This window comes from Pseudoxanthomonas sp. LARHCG66, assembly GCF_052871755.1.
Map to the genome: position 1 here is coordinate 406703 of NZ_JBIXJW010000002.1, position 14595 is coordinate 421297.

Annotated in this window: 17 protein-coding genes and 1 pseudogene; 6 read left to right on the forward strand and 12 right to left on the reverse strand. The window is 62.9% G+C overall.

Features of this window, described 5'->3' with window-relative positions:
* Positions 1–3: 3 nt before the first annotated feature.
* Together ACIPRS_RS08790 and ACIPRS_RS08795 are read right to left on the reverse strand one after the other, a co-directional pair.
* Positions 4–297, reverse strand: coding sequence for a hypothetical protein (locus tag ACIPRS_RS08790; RefSeq protein WP_446538281.1), 294 nt, complete (start codon positions 295–297; stop codon positions 4–6).
* Positions 298–302: 5 nt separating this feature from the next.
* Positions 303–797: a YciE/YciF ferroxidase family protein gene (locus ACIPRS_RS08795; RefSeq protein WP_446538282.1), complete on the reverse strand. Its 495-nt coding sequence runs from the start codon at positions 795–797 to the stop codon at positions 303–305.
* Positions 798–967: 170 nt separating this feature from the next.
* Here ACIPRS_RS08795 and ACIPRS_RS08800 point away from each other — a divergent pair, with 170 nt between their 5' ends.
* Genes ACIPRS_RS08800 through ACIPRS_RS08810 form a run of 3 tightly spaced genes read left to right on the forward strand, consistent with a single transcriptional unit; the run spans position 968 to position 3649 of the window.
* A complete protein-coding gene (locus ACIPRS_RS08800) occupies positions 968–2131 on the forward strand; it encodes a zinc-dependent alcohol dehydrogenase (protein ID WP_446538283.1) in 1164 nt (387 codons plus the stop codon).
* Positions 2132–2139: 8 nt separating this feature from the next.
* Positions 2140–2916, forward strand: coding sequence for a DUF72 domain-containing protein (locus ACIPRS_RS08805; protein WP_446538284.1), 777 nt, complete (start codon positions 2140–2142; stop codon positions 2914–2916).
* Positions 2909–3649 carry a DNA-formamidopyrimidine glycosylase family protein gene (locus tag ACIPRS_RS08810; RefSeq protein ID WP_446538285.1) on the forward strand — a complete coding sequence of 247 codons (741 nt, stop codon included), beginning with the start codon at positions 2909–2911 and terminating at the stop codon, positions 3647–3649. The genes ACIPRS_RS08805 and ACIPRS_RS08810 overlap by 8 nt, the downstream gene beginning before the upstream one ends.
* Positions 3650–3658: 9 nt before the next feature.
* Here the strand turns inward: ACIPRS_RS08810 and xth are convergent, their stop codons facing one another.
* The 8 genes and pseudogenes from xth to ACIPRS_RS08850 all read right to left on the reverse strand — a co-directional run bounded on the left by xth (position 3659) and on the right by ACIPRS_RS08850 (position 9435).
* Positions 3659–4456, reverse strand: coding sequence for an exodeoxyribonuclease III (gene xth / locus ACIPRS_RS08815; protein WP_446538286.1), 798 nt, complete (start codon positions 4454–4456; stop codon positions 3659–3661).
* Between the two features lie 5 nt (positions 4457–4461).
* Positions 4462–4740, reverse strand: a complete 279-nt coding sequence (locus ACIPRS_RS08820; protein WP_446538287.1) for a hypothetical protein — start codon at positions 4738–4740, stop codon at positions 4462–4464.
* A gap of 289 nt (positions 4741–5029) precedes the next feature.
* On the reverse strand, positions 5030–5614 hold the full coding sequence (locus tag ACIPRS_RS08825; protein ID WP_446538288.1) for a DUF488 domain-containing protein: 585 nt from the start codon (positions 5612–5614) through the stop codon (positions 5030–5032).
* Positions 5604–7478: pseudogene (gene ligD, locus ACIPRS_RS08830) on the reverse strand (DNA ligase D); the annotation flags it as partial. The pseudogene ligD and the gene ACIPRS_RS08825, both read right to left, overlap by 11 nt.
* Before the next feature lie 166 nt (positions 7479–7644).
* On the reverse strand, positions 7645–8148 hold the full coding sequence (locus tag ACIPRS_RS08835) for a DNA polymerase ligase N-terminal domain-containing protein (protein ID WP_446538289.1): 504 nt from the start codon (positions 8146–8148) through the stop codon (positions 7645–7647).
* Positions 8149–8152: 4 nt separating this feature from the next.
* Complete coding sequence (locus ACIPRS_RS08840; RefSeq protein ID WP_446538290.1) at positions 8153–8329, reverse strand: DUF3606 domain-containing protein; 177 nt, start codon at positions 8327–8329, stop codon at positions 8153–8155.
* A gap of 173 nt (positions 8330–8502) precedes the next feature.
* Positions 8503–8946, reverse strand: coding sequence for a ZIP family metal transporter (locus ACIPRS_RS08845; RefSeq protein WP_446538291.1), 444 nt, complete (start codon positions 8944–8946; stop codon positions 8503–8505).
* Between the two features lie 51 nt (positions 8947–8997).
* A complete protein-coding gene (locus ACIPRS_RS08850) occupies positions 8998–9435 on the reverse strand; it encodes a hypothetical protein (RefSeq protein ID WP_446538292.1) in 438 nt (145 codons plus the stop codon).
* Positions 9436–9738: 303 nt separating this feature from the next.
* Here ACIPRS_RS08850 and ACIPRS_RS08855 point away from each other — a divergent pair, with 303 nt between their 5' ends.
* Positions 9739–10623: a manganese catalase family protein gene (locus ACIPRS_RS08855; RefSeq protein WP_446538293.1), complete on the forward strand. Its 885-nt coding sequence runs from the start codon at positions 9739–9741 to the stop codon at positions 10621–10623.
* A gap of 396 nt (positions 10624–11019) precedes the next feature.
* Here the strand turns inward: ACIPRS_RS08855 and ACIPRS_RS08860 are convergent, their stop codons facing one another.
* Positions 11020–11166, reverse strand: a complete 147-nt coding sequence (locus ACIPRS_RS08860) for a hypothetical protein (RefSeq protein WP_446538294.1) — start codon at positions 11164–11166, stop codon at positions 11020–11022.
* 690 nt (positions 11167–11856) lie between these two features.
* On the opposite strand from ACIPRS_RS08860, the gene ACIPRS_RS08865 reads away from it, so the two are divergent.
* A complete protein-coding gene (locus ACIPRS_RS08865) occupies positions 11857–12822 on the forward strand; it encodes an NAD(P)/FAD-dependent oxidoreductase (RefSeq protein ID WP_446538295.1) in 966 nt (321 codons plus the stop codon).
* Positions 12823–13329: 507 nt separating this feature from the next.
* Here the strand turns inward: ACIPRS_RS08865 and ACIPRS_RS08870 are convergent.
* The gene (locus ACIPRS_RS08870; protein WP_446538296.1) at positions 13330–13572 is read right to left on the reverse strand and encodes a helix-turn-helix domain-containing protein; all 243 of its coding nucleotides are present in this window, start codon (positions 13570–13572) and stop codon (positions 13330–13332) included.
* A gap of 118 nt (positions 13573–13690) precedes the next feature.
* On the opposite strand from ACIPRS_RS08870, the gene ACIPRS_RS08875 reads away from it, so the two are divergent.
* On the forward strand, positions 13691–14503 hold the full coding sequence (locus ACIPRS_RS08875) for a hypothetical protein (RefSeq protein ID WP_446538297.1): 813 nt from the start codon (positions 13691–13693) through the stop codon (positions 14501–14503).
* Positions 14504–14595 lie beyond the last annotated feature (92 nt).

The window sequence follows — 14595 nt, forward strand, 5'->3', positions numbered from 1 at the left end:
TCTTCATGGCAGGCGTCGGTCGTTTCCGGGCGCGACGTGTTCGTCCGGGTCCTGCGCGGCGTCATGGGCCTGATCGCAGCCTCCCTCCTGCTGCTTTACGCGGTGAAGGCGGGCGCGCAGCTGCTCGATGCGCTCCCGGGCCCAGGATCGGTCTGCGGCAGGCAGGAGTGCGACCACGCGGTCGCACTCCCGGACGAACGCTGAAAAATCAGTAACTACCGCTCCATGGCCGAGATGATCGAACCTTCGCTCGAGCTGATCCATCTCGATCACGGTGTCCGCGCGGGGGCGACGCATGGCATTCAGTCCTCCGCCGCCGCCTGATTGCCGCCCTGCTCGGCGAGCATCGTCAGCTTCTCGTCGGTGGCTTTCTCTTCCTCCAGGGTCTCCAGCAGGGCGGCCAGTGCGTTCTTGTGGCCCAGTTGCTTAGCCAGAGCGGCCAACGTGCCGTAACTGGCGATCTCGTAGTGCTCGGCCTTTTGCGCGCCGGCGATCAGCGCGGCATCCCGCAGCGGGCCTTCTTCGATGGACTCGATGGCCTCCTTGCCTTCTTCCACCAGCCCTTCCATCGCCGCACACTTGATGCGTTTGAGCTTGATGCCCAACTCCTCCACCAGCGTATCGATGCGCTCGATCTGTCCCTGCGTCTCTTCCAGATGAAAGGTGAAAGCCTCCGCGAGATCCGGGTTTGAAGTGGCGCGCGCCAGACGGGGAAGCGCCTTTGTCAGCTGCTTCTCGGCGCTGTAGATGTCCGACAGTTCATGAATGAAGAGGTCCTGCATGTCCTTGATAGCCATCGCGGGTGTTCGCCTTGGAATGAGTGAGGCTTCACCCTAGTGACGGCGGCATGGTGAGGTTATGAAGAAGCCGCAGCCTGCAGACCTTACCGGCCTCGTCGTTGCTTGCTCACAACCTGTTGACCAACGATGCGGGAGCTTTGAGTCCCGTCCGTTATGAGATGCATGCCATGAGAGCGTTGACCTACCAGGGCTCCAAAGACGTCCGCGTGGAGACGGTACCCGATCCCTCCATCGTCGAGGCCGACGACATCCTGCTACGCGTCACGGCCACCGCCATCTGCGGCTCCGACCTGCACATCTACCGCGGCAAGATTCCAGGCATGAAGGACGGCGACATTCTCGGCCATGAGTTCATGGGCATCGTCGAGGAGACCGGATCGGCCGTCACCCGCGTCAAGCGGGGCGATCGCGTGGTGATACCGTTCGTCATCGCATGCGGGCAGTGCTTCCACTGCCTCCTCAACGAGTACTCCGCCTGCGAGACCACCAACACCGGGCGCGGGGCTTCCATGAACCCCAAGAACATCAAGCCTCCCGCGGCGCTGTTCGGCTACAGCCACCTCTACGGTGGCGTCCCCGGCGGCCAAGCCGAGTTCGTACGGGTACCGAAGGCGAATGTCGGACCGCTTCCCGTACCCGATGTACTACGCGACGAGCAAGTGTTGTTCCTTTCGGACATCCTGCCCACCGGCTACCAGGCGGTGCTCAATGGAGGCGTCAAGCAAGGGTCGACCTTGGCGATCTTCGGCGCGGGGCCCGTGGGGTACATGGCGGCCGCCTGCGCACGCATGCTCGAGGCGGAAACGATCTTCATGATCGACCACAACCCGTACCGCCTGGAATTCGCGAAGACGACCTATGGCGTCATTCCGATCAACTTCGACGACGACGACGACCCCGCCGGCACGATCATCGAAGCCACCGGCGGACGCGGCGTCGATGCCAGCATCGAAGCCGTGGGCTTCGAGGCCAAGGGCAGCGCTACCGAAACCCTGCTGACCACACTGAAGCTGGAGGGTTCGAGCGGCAAGGCGCTCCGCCAGTGCATCGCCGCCACCCGCCGGGGCGGAACGGTCAGCGTGCCGGGTGTGTACGCAGGCTTCATCCACGGCTTCCTGTTTGGCGACGCCTTCGACAAGGGCCTGACCTTCAAGATGGGGCAGACCCACGTGCAGGGCTTCATGCCCGAGCTGCTTGAGGCGATCGGTGAGGGGCGGCTGGCACCGGAGGTGATCATCTCGCACCGCATGACGCTGGACGATGCCGCGCGCGGCTACCAGATGTTCAACGATCGCGAGGATGAGTGCCGCAAGGTGGTACTGACGCCCTGAATCACCCCATGCAGCAACGCTCGGTGACTCCGGTGAAGGCGGCGCGTGTCGGATGCGCGGGTTGGGCGACACCTCGCCCCTACCGGGAGCTCTTCGGCGAGGGCAGCAGCGTGCTATCGCGCTATGCCACGCGCTTCCCGATCGTGGAGATCAATTCCTCGTTCTATCGGCCGCATCGCTCGGAGACCTATGCACGATGGACGCAGTCGGTGCCTGCCGGCTTCCGCTTTTCCGTCAAGCTGCCGCGGCTGATTTCCCACGACCTGGCCTTGCGGGGCGCCGCTCCCCCGCTCGACGCGTTTCTGGCACAGACACTGGGGCTCGGAGTACACCTGGGTGGCTACCTGCTGCAGCTGCCGCCCTCACATGCGTTCGATGCACGCGTGGTGTCCGTTTTCTTTCGCCTGTTGCGGCGTCGCACCCGAGTGCCGTGTGCCTGCGAGCCACGCCATGCCAGCTGGTTTACGGAGAAGGCGGACGCACTGATGATGGAGCACGGTATCAGTCGCGTCGCGGCCGATCCTGCGCTGGTGCCTGCCGCCGCCACACCGGGTGGCCATCCAGGCTGGTCGTACTGGCGCTGGCACGGAGCGCCACGCATGTATTACAGCGACTATGGCGAAGCAGCGTTGGTGGCGCTTGCCGCCAACGTCGCGGCAAGCCGGGCGGCGACCTCGCCCTGGATCGTCTTCGACAACACGGCCCACGGTTTCGCCACCGCCAATGCAGCACGGTTGCAGGAGATCGTGCGTACCCGCGTAACGAGGAAACGGGGACGTGCCTGAAGGTCCTTCCCTGGTCATCATGCGGGAAGCCGCCGCGAAGTTCCGCGGCAAGACCGTCCGCGCCGTCACCGGCAACAGTACGCTCGATATCGCACGCATGCAGGGCCGACGCGTGCGGTCGGTCAGGAGCTGGGGCAAGCATTTCCTGCTGGAGTTCAGCGGGTTCAGCCTGCGCGTCCACATGCTGCTGTTCGGCTCCTACCGGATCGATGAGGAGAAGCCGGCCGTCCCTCGGGTATCGCTACGCTTCGACAATGGCGTGCTGAATGTCTATGCGTCGTCCCTCAAGTACATCGAGGCACCGCTGGAAGAGGTCTACGACTGGCGGACAGATGTACTGGCGCCCGAATGGAGCGCGGCCCGCGCACGCGCCAAGCTTCGCGCACAGCCGGATGTCCTGGTGTGCGACGCCTTGCTGGACCAGGACATCTTCGCGGGCGTCGGCAACATCATCAAGAACGAGGTGCTGTTCCGTGTCCGGCTGCACCCCGCCACGCCGCTCGGCCGGATTCCGCCGCGCCAGCTGGGCCGCCTGATCGCGCAAGCGCGAGAATACAGCTTCGACTTCCTGGCGTGGAAGAAGGCGGGCGTACTCAAGCGCCACTGGCAGGTGCATGCGAAGAAGACGTGCCCAGCATGTGGCGGACCGCTCACGCTGAAGGAACTCGGCACGCGCAAGCGACGCACCTTCTTCTGCCCGACGTGCCAGCACCATCCTGGTCACAACGGGTGAACGCGTCGATCAGCGTTTGACCTCGATCCACGTGGGCGCGTGGTCACTGGCCTTTTCCAGCATCCTGACCCAGCGGTCCACACCCGCATCGATCAGGCGCTTCGCGAGCACGGGATTGGCGAGCAGGTGGTCGATGCGCAGCCCGCGATCCCGCTCTGCGTGCTGGCGGAAATAGTCCCAGAACGTGTAGATGCGGCTCCCCGGTCCGTGGATATCCAGAAGGGTGTCCGTCCATCCCTGCTGCAACAGCGTGGCGAAGGTCTCCCTGGATGCAGGCTGCAGCAGCGCATCCTTACGCCAGCTCTTGGGATCGTAAATGTCGTCGTCCGTGGGGACGACGTTGAAGTCCCCCAGCAGCACGACCGGATGCGGGAGATCGACGAGCGACCGCGCATGCCGCTGCAGCCTACCCATCCACTTCAGCTTGTAGTCGAACTTGGGACCGGGCTGGGGATTGCCGTTGGGCAGGTAGAGACAGCCTACGATGATCCCGTGCACCGCCGCTTCTATGTACCGGCTCTGGTCGTCGCCAGGGCTCCAGGGCAGTCCCCGTCGGCTTTCCACCGGTTCCTGTCCGCGTGCGAGCAGCGCCACCCCGTTCCACGATCGCTGGCCCTGCCATATGGCGCCATACCCCGCGTCCGCCAACGCAGCCTGCGGGAACGCCGCATCTACGGCCTTCAATTCCTGCAGGCCGACGATGTCGGGCTGCTCCCGTTCCAGCCAGGTCAACAGGTGCGGCAGCCGGGTGTTGATGCCGTTGACGTTGAACGTCGCAATCCTGAGGGTCTTCTTCCGGCGCGCCATGCGGCCTACCCGCCCGAGCCGGGCGCGAGCGCGTCCGGGTGGTGCGCATCCAGCCACGCCCAGGCGCGCACCACCACGTCCCTGACCTCCGTCCACACGCGTGTGGAATCACCGCCCAGCTCGTCCCAGAGCACCTCCATCTCGGTATCGTCCTGCGGCAGCGCGTAGCTGCCGCGGGATACCAGCGCCAGTGCGTACGCCGGACACACGTCTCCCCACGCCAGTTCCCTCTCGTGCGCGTCGTGGCTGGCGAAGCGGTCGAACCCTTCGGGAATCGGGGTCATGCCCGGATAGTGCAGGCATCGTGCGACACCGCCGGCGGGCCGCAGCCGTTCCAGTAGCTCACGGAATCTTTCTGAATCGAACCGACCCATCGCGTGCTCCGACAAGGGACTACCAGTCAGTGGGACACGTCCCGGGTAAACAGGGCGTCAACCCGGAGAAACAGGGCCGGTGCGGACACCGGCCCTGTCAAAGCGGCTCGTCCGGCGAGGATGGGAAGCGAGCCATGTCGCCAGTGTTGCGTGGGTGGCTTGAAGAGGATGTGACCCGCGCTGGACCGGATCGCGTTGATCACGCCTTCGGCGGATAAACGAGTACGCCATCCTGAATGCGCGCATCGACATTCAGCGGATGGGGCTTTGGCGCATCCTCGTCCAGAACATGCAGCACCGTCCATCCGCGCTGCACCAGCAGGTCTGCGATCAGGCGCCGATGGCACCGCCACCACAGCGACTCCGCGCACATCATCGCGGTGCGCGCCTCCGGCGCGAGCGCGACGACCTGCGCAAGCCCTTCGGCGAACTCGGCGCTGGCCAGGTGATCGGCATAGCCTTGGAAGGCGGCGTTCCGCCATGCCCTGTTCGGTGAATCCTTCCGCGGTCGCCGCCTGCCGCCGAGCTGGGGCAGCCATATATAGGCAATGCCGGCGGAGTGGAGACTCGCCGCCATGGCGTCGCTACCGAACCAGGGATAGCGGCGCGAGCCGGGAAAGCGGCGCACGTCCGCGATGGCCCCAATGCCATTGTGATGGAGCAGGCGCACGAAGACGTCGAGCGTTCGCGTGGAATGTCCGATGGTCCAGACGGTCGTGGCGAGCTCGTCGTCGCCCACCCCGACCTCCTCGAAATGGCCCGGTGCGGCGGCCTTACCCGCCATCGCTCCACCGCGACAGGTTCTGCTTGAGTTTCCCGATACCTTCCCACGGATCCTTGCGACGACGCCTCAGTTTGGCGGGCACGTCCTTGATCGAGAACGCATCGGATCGGCTGAGCTTGGCCAGCTCGCTCCAGCTCAGCGGCATGGCGACGGGCGCGCCAGGGCGGGCACGCATGGAGTAGGACGCCACCGCTGTCGCACCACGACCATTGCGGAGATAGTCGACGAAGATGCGGCAGTTTCGTTTGCTCTTGGTCGCCGTCGCCAGAAAGCGTTGGGGCTCCGACTGCGCCAGCGCGTCCGCGAACCCATGTGCGAAGCGCTTGGTCAGGTCCCAGTCGCACCCGGGATTCAGCGGCACGACGACATGCAACCCTTTTCCCCCCGACACGCGGAGAAAGGATTCGAGTTCGAGCTGGGCCAGCAGCTTGCGGATGTCGACAGCGGCGCGCTTGACCTCGGCAAAGGGAACATCAGGCCCCGGGTCAAGATCGAACACCACCCGATCAGCGCGCTCCGGTGCGACAGCATGCGAGCCCCAGGGATGGAACTCCAGCGCGTTGAACTGCACGAGTTCCATCAGGCCCGGCACGTCCTCGACCACCAGATATTCGGCCGCGACGCCCGATTCTTCCTTCAGACTGACGGCAGCGACCCGTTCCAGGCCTGCCGTGATGTGCTTCTGGAAGAAGCACGGCTTCGCGATGCCGGAAGGACACCGGATGATCGATACCGGCCTGCCCTCGATTTCCGGCAGGAGATATTCAGCGACGGCGAGGTAGTAGTCCCAGACCTCCTGCTTGGTGATCCTGTCGGCCGGGAACAGGACCTTCCCGGGGCTGGACAACGACGGCAGCTCGGCGGTGAGCGGCGCCTTTCCGCGCCGCGCTGTTACTGGCTTGCGCGGCTTGGTCGCTTTGGAAAGCGTGGTGCCCATGGTGTTCCCTCTGTCGGTATCGATGAGATCGGCGATGTCCTTGTCCGGGCGCACGGCCTTCAGCGAAGGCTGGCGGAGCAGCTCCTGTCGTCCGACACCGCGATAGAACACTTCGACGACGAACCGGGGCGCGAACCACGTGGCGGTACGCAGATCCGTGTCGGTCGCGCCGACATGGGCGGTAGGTTTCCTGCTGCCACCCTCGGTCAGCAGTGCGGTCACTTGACGCATGCGTTCGTCGTCGAAGCCCGTGCCCACCCGGCCCGCGTAACGCCAGCCGTGCTCCGGGTCGGGGCGGGCAAGTAGCAGCGAGCCGAAGCCGGTGCGGCTGCCTTTGGGCGCGGTGTAACCCACGACGGCGAATTCATCGGAAGCGAGTCGTTTCGTCTTCCGCCAGTCGTCGCTACGCCCTCCTTGGTAACCACGGTCGGCGCGCTTGGAAATGATGCCTTCGAAGTGCCGCCTGCCGGCGAGTTCATACGCGGCGCTCCCCACCCCTTCGATATGCGAACTGAATGCGAGATGGCGTGGCGTGTTTTGCAACACCGCCTGCAGCAAGGTCTTGCGCTCGAGAAGCGGCGCGGCCGTCACATCCACGCCCTCCAGGTGCAACAGGTCGAAGAGCGCATAGGTGAGTGTGTCCTGGCGTTCGCCGGACAAGGTAGCCTGGAGAAGATTGAAATCCTGCTTGGTACCCGCCCCAGCGATCAGCTCACCATCCAGTGCGGCCGAAGCAAGACCAAGACGTTCGATGGCCGCGCGAATCTCCGGAATCTTGTCCGTCCACTCCTTCGCGTTGCGCGACCATAAGCGCACGCGTCCATCGGCGATCGTCGTCAGGATGCGATACCCGTCCCATTTGAGTTCGTGGATCCAGTGTTCGCCTTCCGGCGGCGTGTCTCCCAGCTTTGCCAACTGCGGCTCGAACGGGCCGCTCGGCGGCCTCGACTTCTTCGCCTTCGTCAGCGCTTGTGCAAGAGCGGCCCAGTCCTTCCTGCGGCCCTTGCGGGCCGCCGGCAAGACGCTGAGTTTCTTCTTCGCGCGCTTGCCACTGCCGGCGCGCTTGAGGTCTTCCTGCGGTGCAGTTGCCACGTCAGCGAGCAGATCGTCCGCTTCCAATGTGCCCGTCCTTGTCCTTGAAGAGCAGCCACTGTGGCTGCCTGGCCGGTTTGCCCGACCGCACGAGATGCCAGCCACCCTTCAGTTTGGTGCCGAACAGCTCGAAGCGGAGATGGCCCCTTGCCAGCTGCTCCTCGGGATCGCCTTCGGTCGCCCATACCCCCTGATCGAACCGGGCGACGTGGCCACCGCCATACTGGCCCTTGGGAATCTCGCCTTCGAATGCCGCATAGTCCAATGGGTGGTCTTCCACCTCGACCGCCATGCGCTTGACGCCGGGATCGTAGCTCGGGCCTTTCGGGACCGCCCAGCTCTTCAGGGCATCTCCGACCTGCAAGCGGAAGTCGTAGTGCCGTCGGCTCGCATGATGCAACTGGACAACGAAGATGGCGCGCCCGGCTCTGCGAGGACGCGCACCCGGCTCCGGCTCGGCCGTCGCGTCAAAACGCCGTTTTCGCCGATAGTCCTGCAGCGACACGTCTTCAGGCGCCGAGATGTTCCCGCACGGCCTTCACGCTCGGGCCGACGGCCTCCACGACGGATCTAAGTCTCTCTGGAGTAACGCTCAGTTCTTTCGACCAGTACTCGACCTCGTAATCCTCGCCAAGATTGATGCGGTCGCGGTCGGGCGACCCTATGTTGCGCTTGTCGTCGGTCATCGCGGTATCTCCAGTGGATTTGCGCGTGGAGCGCCGCTCCCGCGGCATACAGTGCCCGGCACGGCACGTGCAACCGTAGAACGCGTCGCGTGGGCAGGAAGTGAAGCGGCGTGCAACGACTCCAGGATGCCCGACGCACAAGCGCAAAGGATTCCATCGGTTGCGGAGCAGCCTTACCCGAGCCCAGTGTCCAGCATCATCATCAATACAAATCCTGCGATCGGGCCGGTGGTCGCGAGACGTTCATGCCCCTTGCGATGAGATTCCGGGATGATCTCGTGGCTGGTGACGAACAGCATGGCCCCTGCCGCAAAGCCCAGGCCCCATGGGAGGGCCGCCAGCGACTGCGTGGCCACGGCGGCACCCAGCACCGCACCTATCGGCTCGATCACGCCGCTGGCCGCCCCGATGGCGACGGATGTCAGGCGTCGGTAACCGGCAGCCAGCAGTGCGATCGCCACCACCAACCCCTCCGGCACGTCCTGGATGGCGATGCCCAGCGCAAGCGCGTTAGCCTGCGAGAGACCATCCGGATTGGCGTATCCAACGCCGATGGCCAGCCCCTCCGGAAGGTTGTGCAGCGCGATGGCAGCCACGAACAGCCACGTGCGCCCCACCCTGTTCGACGCTGCGCCTTCGACACCCTTGATGAAGTGCTCATGGGGGAGCTAGCGGTCCACGGCCATCATCCATGCACCGCCCAGCAGGACCGCCACTCCCACGACTGTACTCGCGAGCGATACGCTCTCAATTGAAAGCGGGAGCCCGCGCGCTACCTCTACCGCAGGAATGATCAGAGAAAACGCACAGGCCGCCAACGTGACGCCGGTCCCGAAGCCCAGCAGGGCATCGAACCAGCGGTCCGATAACCGCCTCGACAGCAGGACCGGACACGCTCCCAATGCAGTCGCCATGGTGGCCATCGATCCCCCCATGAAAGCCCGCTGCGTAGCTACGCTCGCCGCCACCGCGTCCCAGGCATGCGACATCAGGGAGACGGTACCACCGATGAGGATGGTGGCGCCGAGCCATCCCGTCAGACGTTGGCGCGATACCCAGAAGCGGCCGAATGCACCGGTTCCGCCCTGTTCGCCATCGGCAGCCATGGATCAGACGGTGTCCGTTGAAACATCGTTCGGGTTGCTGTCGTTGTTGTCGTTCCGGCAACCGGCGAGGGCAACGGCGGTGCAGAGGGCGATCAGCAATAGAGCGACGCGGAACTGGTTCATTTCAGGTCTCCTGATAGGCACGGAATGTGCCGAAACATTCTTGGTGTGCACGCATGAGCAGGTTGTGTATTCGCCTGATATACATAAACGCTTCTTTCTCGTCATATCCGCATCACCTTGGCACTCCTAGATTCGATTCTGTCAGCGCGTCAGCGCGACAAAACTCCAGGAGCCCCCCTCATGTTCATACACAACAAGCGTCTCCAATACACCGTCCGCGTGGCCAAGGCGGACCCGTTGCTCGCGACCTTGATGCTGGAGCAGTTCGGCGGTCCGCAGGGCGAGTTGGCCGCTGCAATGCGCTACTTCACCCAGGCGTTGGCCGAGGACGATCCAGGCAGGAAAGACCTGCTCTACGACATCGCAACGGAAGAACTGAGCCATCTCGAGATCATCGGTTCGATCATCGCCATGCTCGGCAAGGGCGCCAAAGCCGATATGGCCGAAGGCCTCGAAGAGATGGCCGCCATGCGCACGCTGAGTGGCAACAGCACCACCCAGACCGAGTCGATCCTCTATGGCAACGGACCTGCGCTGGTGAATTCCAGCGGCGTCCCCTGGACAGCGGCCTACATCGACACCATCGGCGATCCCACTGCGGACCTGCGTTCCAACATCGCGGCCGAGTCGCGGGCTAAGCTGGTGTACGAGCGCCTGATCAACGTGACCGACGACCCCGGCATCAAGGACGCGCTAACGTTTCTGATGACACGCGAAGTGGCGCACCAGAAATCCTTCGAGAAGGCGCTGTACGCCATCACACCGAACTTCCCTCCCGGAAAGCTGCCCGGGGATCCCGCATTCACCGACATCTTCTACGACATGTCCCAGGGCGAAGGCGATGTGCAGGGGCCTTGGAACAGCGGCGAACTGTGGGAACGGATCGACGACCGCGACGCACAAGCGGCCGTCGACGGCGGCGATGGCCGTGCCTCGGTGGTTCTGGACGAGTCGCACCAAGCCGCACTGGAGGCGATGGCAGCCAGAACCGCGTCGGATCCGGACTCCAATCCCGTAACCGGGGCGGAACTGGGTGCAGGCCCGGGTGCTGGCGCTACGGGATGACAGAACAGGCGGGGCAGCGCCTCGTCCGCCTATTGGTTGGCAGCGGTCAGGCTCACTCCACGTCGCCACGTGCAGCACCCGGCCTGTTGCGGACTGGCATATGCAACGGTGACCGACCGATCTCGCTCGATCGCCAAGGCAGGCCACCATTGCGATCTATGAACCGTCCGACGATCGACTGAGACCGTTGATCGATACCAATGTCTTGGTCAGCTGGCGCAAACGACCCTGCGTAACTCCAGACTGTCGTCAGCGAGGCAAGCGTCACAAGGTGAAACAGATTTTCAACGACATGCCTCTTCTTCAGTGGCCTATCAGACAAGATCCAGAGTCAGAAAAGGCCCCGACTGGGGCCTTTTTTTGTATTGCGTTTCAGCGGCGCTGTTGTTGCTGGCGCTATTCCTCTTCACGATCCTGCTGGTTGCGGTTCTGCTGGTTGCGGTCCTGTTGCTCACGGTTCTGCTGCTCGTTCTGCTGGCGGCTCTGGTCCTGGTTGCGCTCGTTCTGCTGGTTTTCGTGCTGGTTGTTCTGACCCTGGCCCATTTCGGTTCTCCGTTGTCCGACGCGGAAAGTGTCGGTAGACGGATGGTGTGCCCTGCTTGGTGAAGAGAAAATGTTTCCGGAAGGATCAATGCCGGTCGATGCAGCGAAGGAATGCTTGCCGCATGCCGCGGCATAATGCGCTTTGTAAGACACCGCAACCACGTATTCCTTGCGCAATTCAGGCGAGCAGAACGTCCACCAGATGGCGGAACGGGATTCCGTTGAGTCTTGAGGACGTAGTCAGCGTCCTACGAGTGCATGCCTGCTTGCGGCACTACTTTTACGGCACGGCATGCCGGAGAGATTCGATCGACATATCGATGGGCCCGCCGCTGGTCGCGCTCGGATAGCGTCTCAAACAGTCGCGCCAATCTGAGCTCGGTGGTCGGCAACAGCATGCCTGGATCCGCTTCGAGCCATCGGCGAATGGCAGCCTTCTTGTGCCGCCAACCTTTGCCTTCCGGTCTGGCGAGACGTGAGAACCGCATGAAATGCTTCTCCTTGAACGTGAATGATGTCCGGCTCCGGCACACTGGCGATTCGGGCGTCGTCGAGGGTGCCGCAACGCAATGCGAACGCAGGCTCTCGAAGATCTCGTGGAAAGCTTGTGATCAGGTTTCCTGAGCCACCGCGTTCATCGCGCGACGAGCTGCGGACGTTCGCTATCCAAGCTTGCGAGAATGGCGCGCCATGGCGTGCAACATGCGGCGTTACGTGGCACGCAGCTTTCAGTCCCCCGGTGACCTTTCGATGGAACTTGACTGCATCATCGTAGGCGGCGGTCCGGCCGGCCTGACCGCCGCCACTTACCTCAGACGGCTCCACCGGCACGTGGTCGTGTTCGACGATGGCCGCAGCCGCGCCCGCTGGATCCCTGAGAGCCACAACTGTCCGGGGTTCCCGAGGGGCGTTTCGGGCACCGAACTGCTTCGCAGATTGCGTGACCAGGCATCCACGTATGGGACAACGATTCACCACATGCGGGTCGACCTCCTGGAACGGATCGGGACAGGATGGCGGGTAGAAGCCGGCGGGCAGGAGTGGCACGCCCCCGTGGTGTTGCTGGCCACAGGCGTAGTTGATCACCTGCCCCCCTTGGCCTCGGGCGATCCCGAGGCTGCATTGCGCAACGGTCTACTCAGGTCATGTGCGTTGTGTGACGGGTATGAAGCCACGGACCAGCGCATAGCCGTCGTCGGGCCTCTGGACAGAGCGGCCTCCAACGCGCATTACCTCTCCACATTCTCCGCAGACGTAACCGTCGTACCTTCGGAGGGAGGGGATCCGGAAGCCTCTCGGCAGATCGATACGAACGGTGTCCACGTTCTTCCGCCGCTACAGACGTTGACCTGTACCGAAGGAGGTTGGGACGTCACCGACCTGACAGGGCGTACCCATCGCTTCGATCTCGTGTATGCCGCCATGGGGGCACCAGCGCGTGGTGATTTGGCACGAGGTGCCGGAGCGAAGATTGGCGCACAGGGAACGGTGATGACCGACGAACGGATGGAGACCTCGATTGTCGGACTCTATGCCATTGGCGACGTGGTGAGCGATCTCAATCAAATCGCGGTTGCGTTCGGTCATGCCGCGATCGCTGCCAGCGCTATCCATCAGGCGTTGCCATCAAAACCCCGCAAGCCGGCACGGGGGTGAGGACGATCAAAGCGGGGCAAAGTGTCGCACAAGGCACGCCGCCCGAGGCTGCGAGGTCGAACAAGATTGCGGCGGCGCCGTATCTACGGCACGCACTGCGATAGGGTGAGAGTGGATCTTTGCCTGGCCTCGATGACGATATTTGACACGTACGCTAGCCGATGTCAGCTTCCGGCCTATTCCGTTGAAGAACTCTCCAGCGACGTGGGTAAGGTCGAAAACGGCGCGTTTTCAATGCAGTTTGAAGCTCGAAACCTGTGGATATCGCACTCTCATGCTTTTCGCCTAGTGAGAAATCCGAGCAACCGGGTTTTTTCAACAGAATAGGTCGGAAGCTGCCACGCCCTCCGCCCATCGCAGGCGAGATGGCGGATGCGTCTCCGAATATGGGTGCAGGTCAGGTATTCAAGCTGCCTCATATGACGCAGTCCACTTAGTCCATATCCGGAGCTGTTGTATACGCGGCACTTGTGGCGTTCTACCTCTGCAGGGCGAACACCAGAGCCCCTACACCGTGAGGAGAATGAGCTTTACTGCTCTTGACGGGCTTAGCCCGAGCACTGTGGTCAGCTGGAAGAATTCGATGACGTCGAGTCTGCGGGCCCCCGCCTCGACGGCGGAAATCCTTTGCTGGGGCCACCCCAACTGGCGGGCCACGTCACTCTGCGACAGCCCCAGCTCCTCGCGACGCCCTCTCAACTGCTCCACCAGCCGTCGATAGTCGTCCCGGTAGATTGTTTTTGATGCCATGTCGCCACCAGTCCTGGACGACTGGGAAATCTATGGCGCACCTACCGATTACATGAAAATTGTGTAGCATCTTGACCCGGCCACTGATAAGCTCCCCGGCCTACTCGCGAGAGGTGCAATGACATGTGTCCGCACCCAATCGACTCTTCTGCCCGCCGCTCGCGACCTGGTGCCTTTTGCCCAGTCGCTCGGTTTACTGCGCCTTGCTGCCTGGTACGCTCTTGAGTTGTCGACGCAGGTCGAAGCGCCCTTTAGTACCGGGGCGCCGCTAAGCCAAGCGCTCTTTCGTCAACTTGAAGAAGCCCGTGTTTTGCGTACCCCGTCAGAGCATGACTCCGGCATCCATCGTGCGCTCTACGAACCCTTAGGGTGGTGCCACCTCACTGACTGGGGTGAGCGCTTTCACCTACAGGTTACCCTTCAGGCAGCGCTACTTGAACTTGTATCACGTCAAGGCTCGGTAGGCGGCATCGTCGAACTCTGGGAAGCACTCTCAACCGCAGAGATAGAGACTTACTTGGCTCATCTTTTTCGTCGCCATGCTCTGGAGCCCGCAAACGCATCCTTTATCGTGCATGCGATGGCAAATGACTGGTCTGAATTGAGTTTGGCCCGAAAGCGATACCTTGCCTGGCACGCAACCCGAGGTGGTACTGCTGCCCTACTTCGCAATGGAATGGATCAAGATGCTGCACGCACGGCAATGCTAGCCGAGATGCGCCGCAGGTCACGCTGGCTCACTGTGAGATCAGCCAATAATGACCTCTCTCCAGAGGAGTATCAGTTCGTGCCCGATCCTCAGTGGAAAAAGCCTGTTCTACTGAGCGTCTTCCTTTCCAATGTGCTGCCACCTGGGCTTTCCTATTGGGCGGATCACCCAAGTCGCTTAGTTGATGCCATAAGTCGCAGCAAGACGTCACGAAAGTCGTAACGACCAGCGATCCAACCGAGGCTACGAAGCATGACCTTCCACTGTGCCCATTTTCGCCCCTACCTGCAGTGACTCCAAGACAAAAAGGTGTC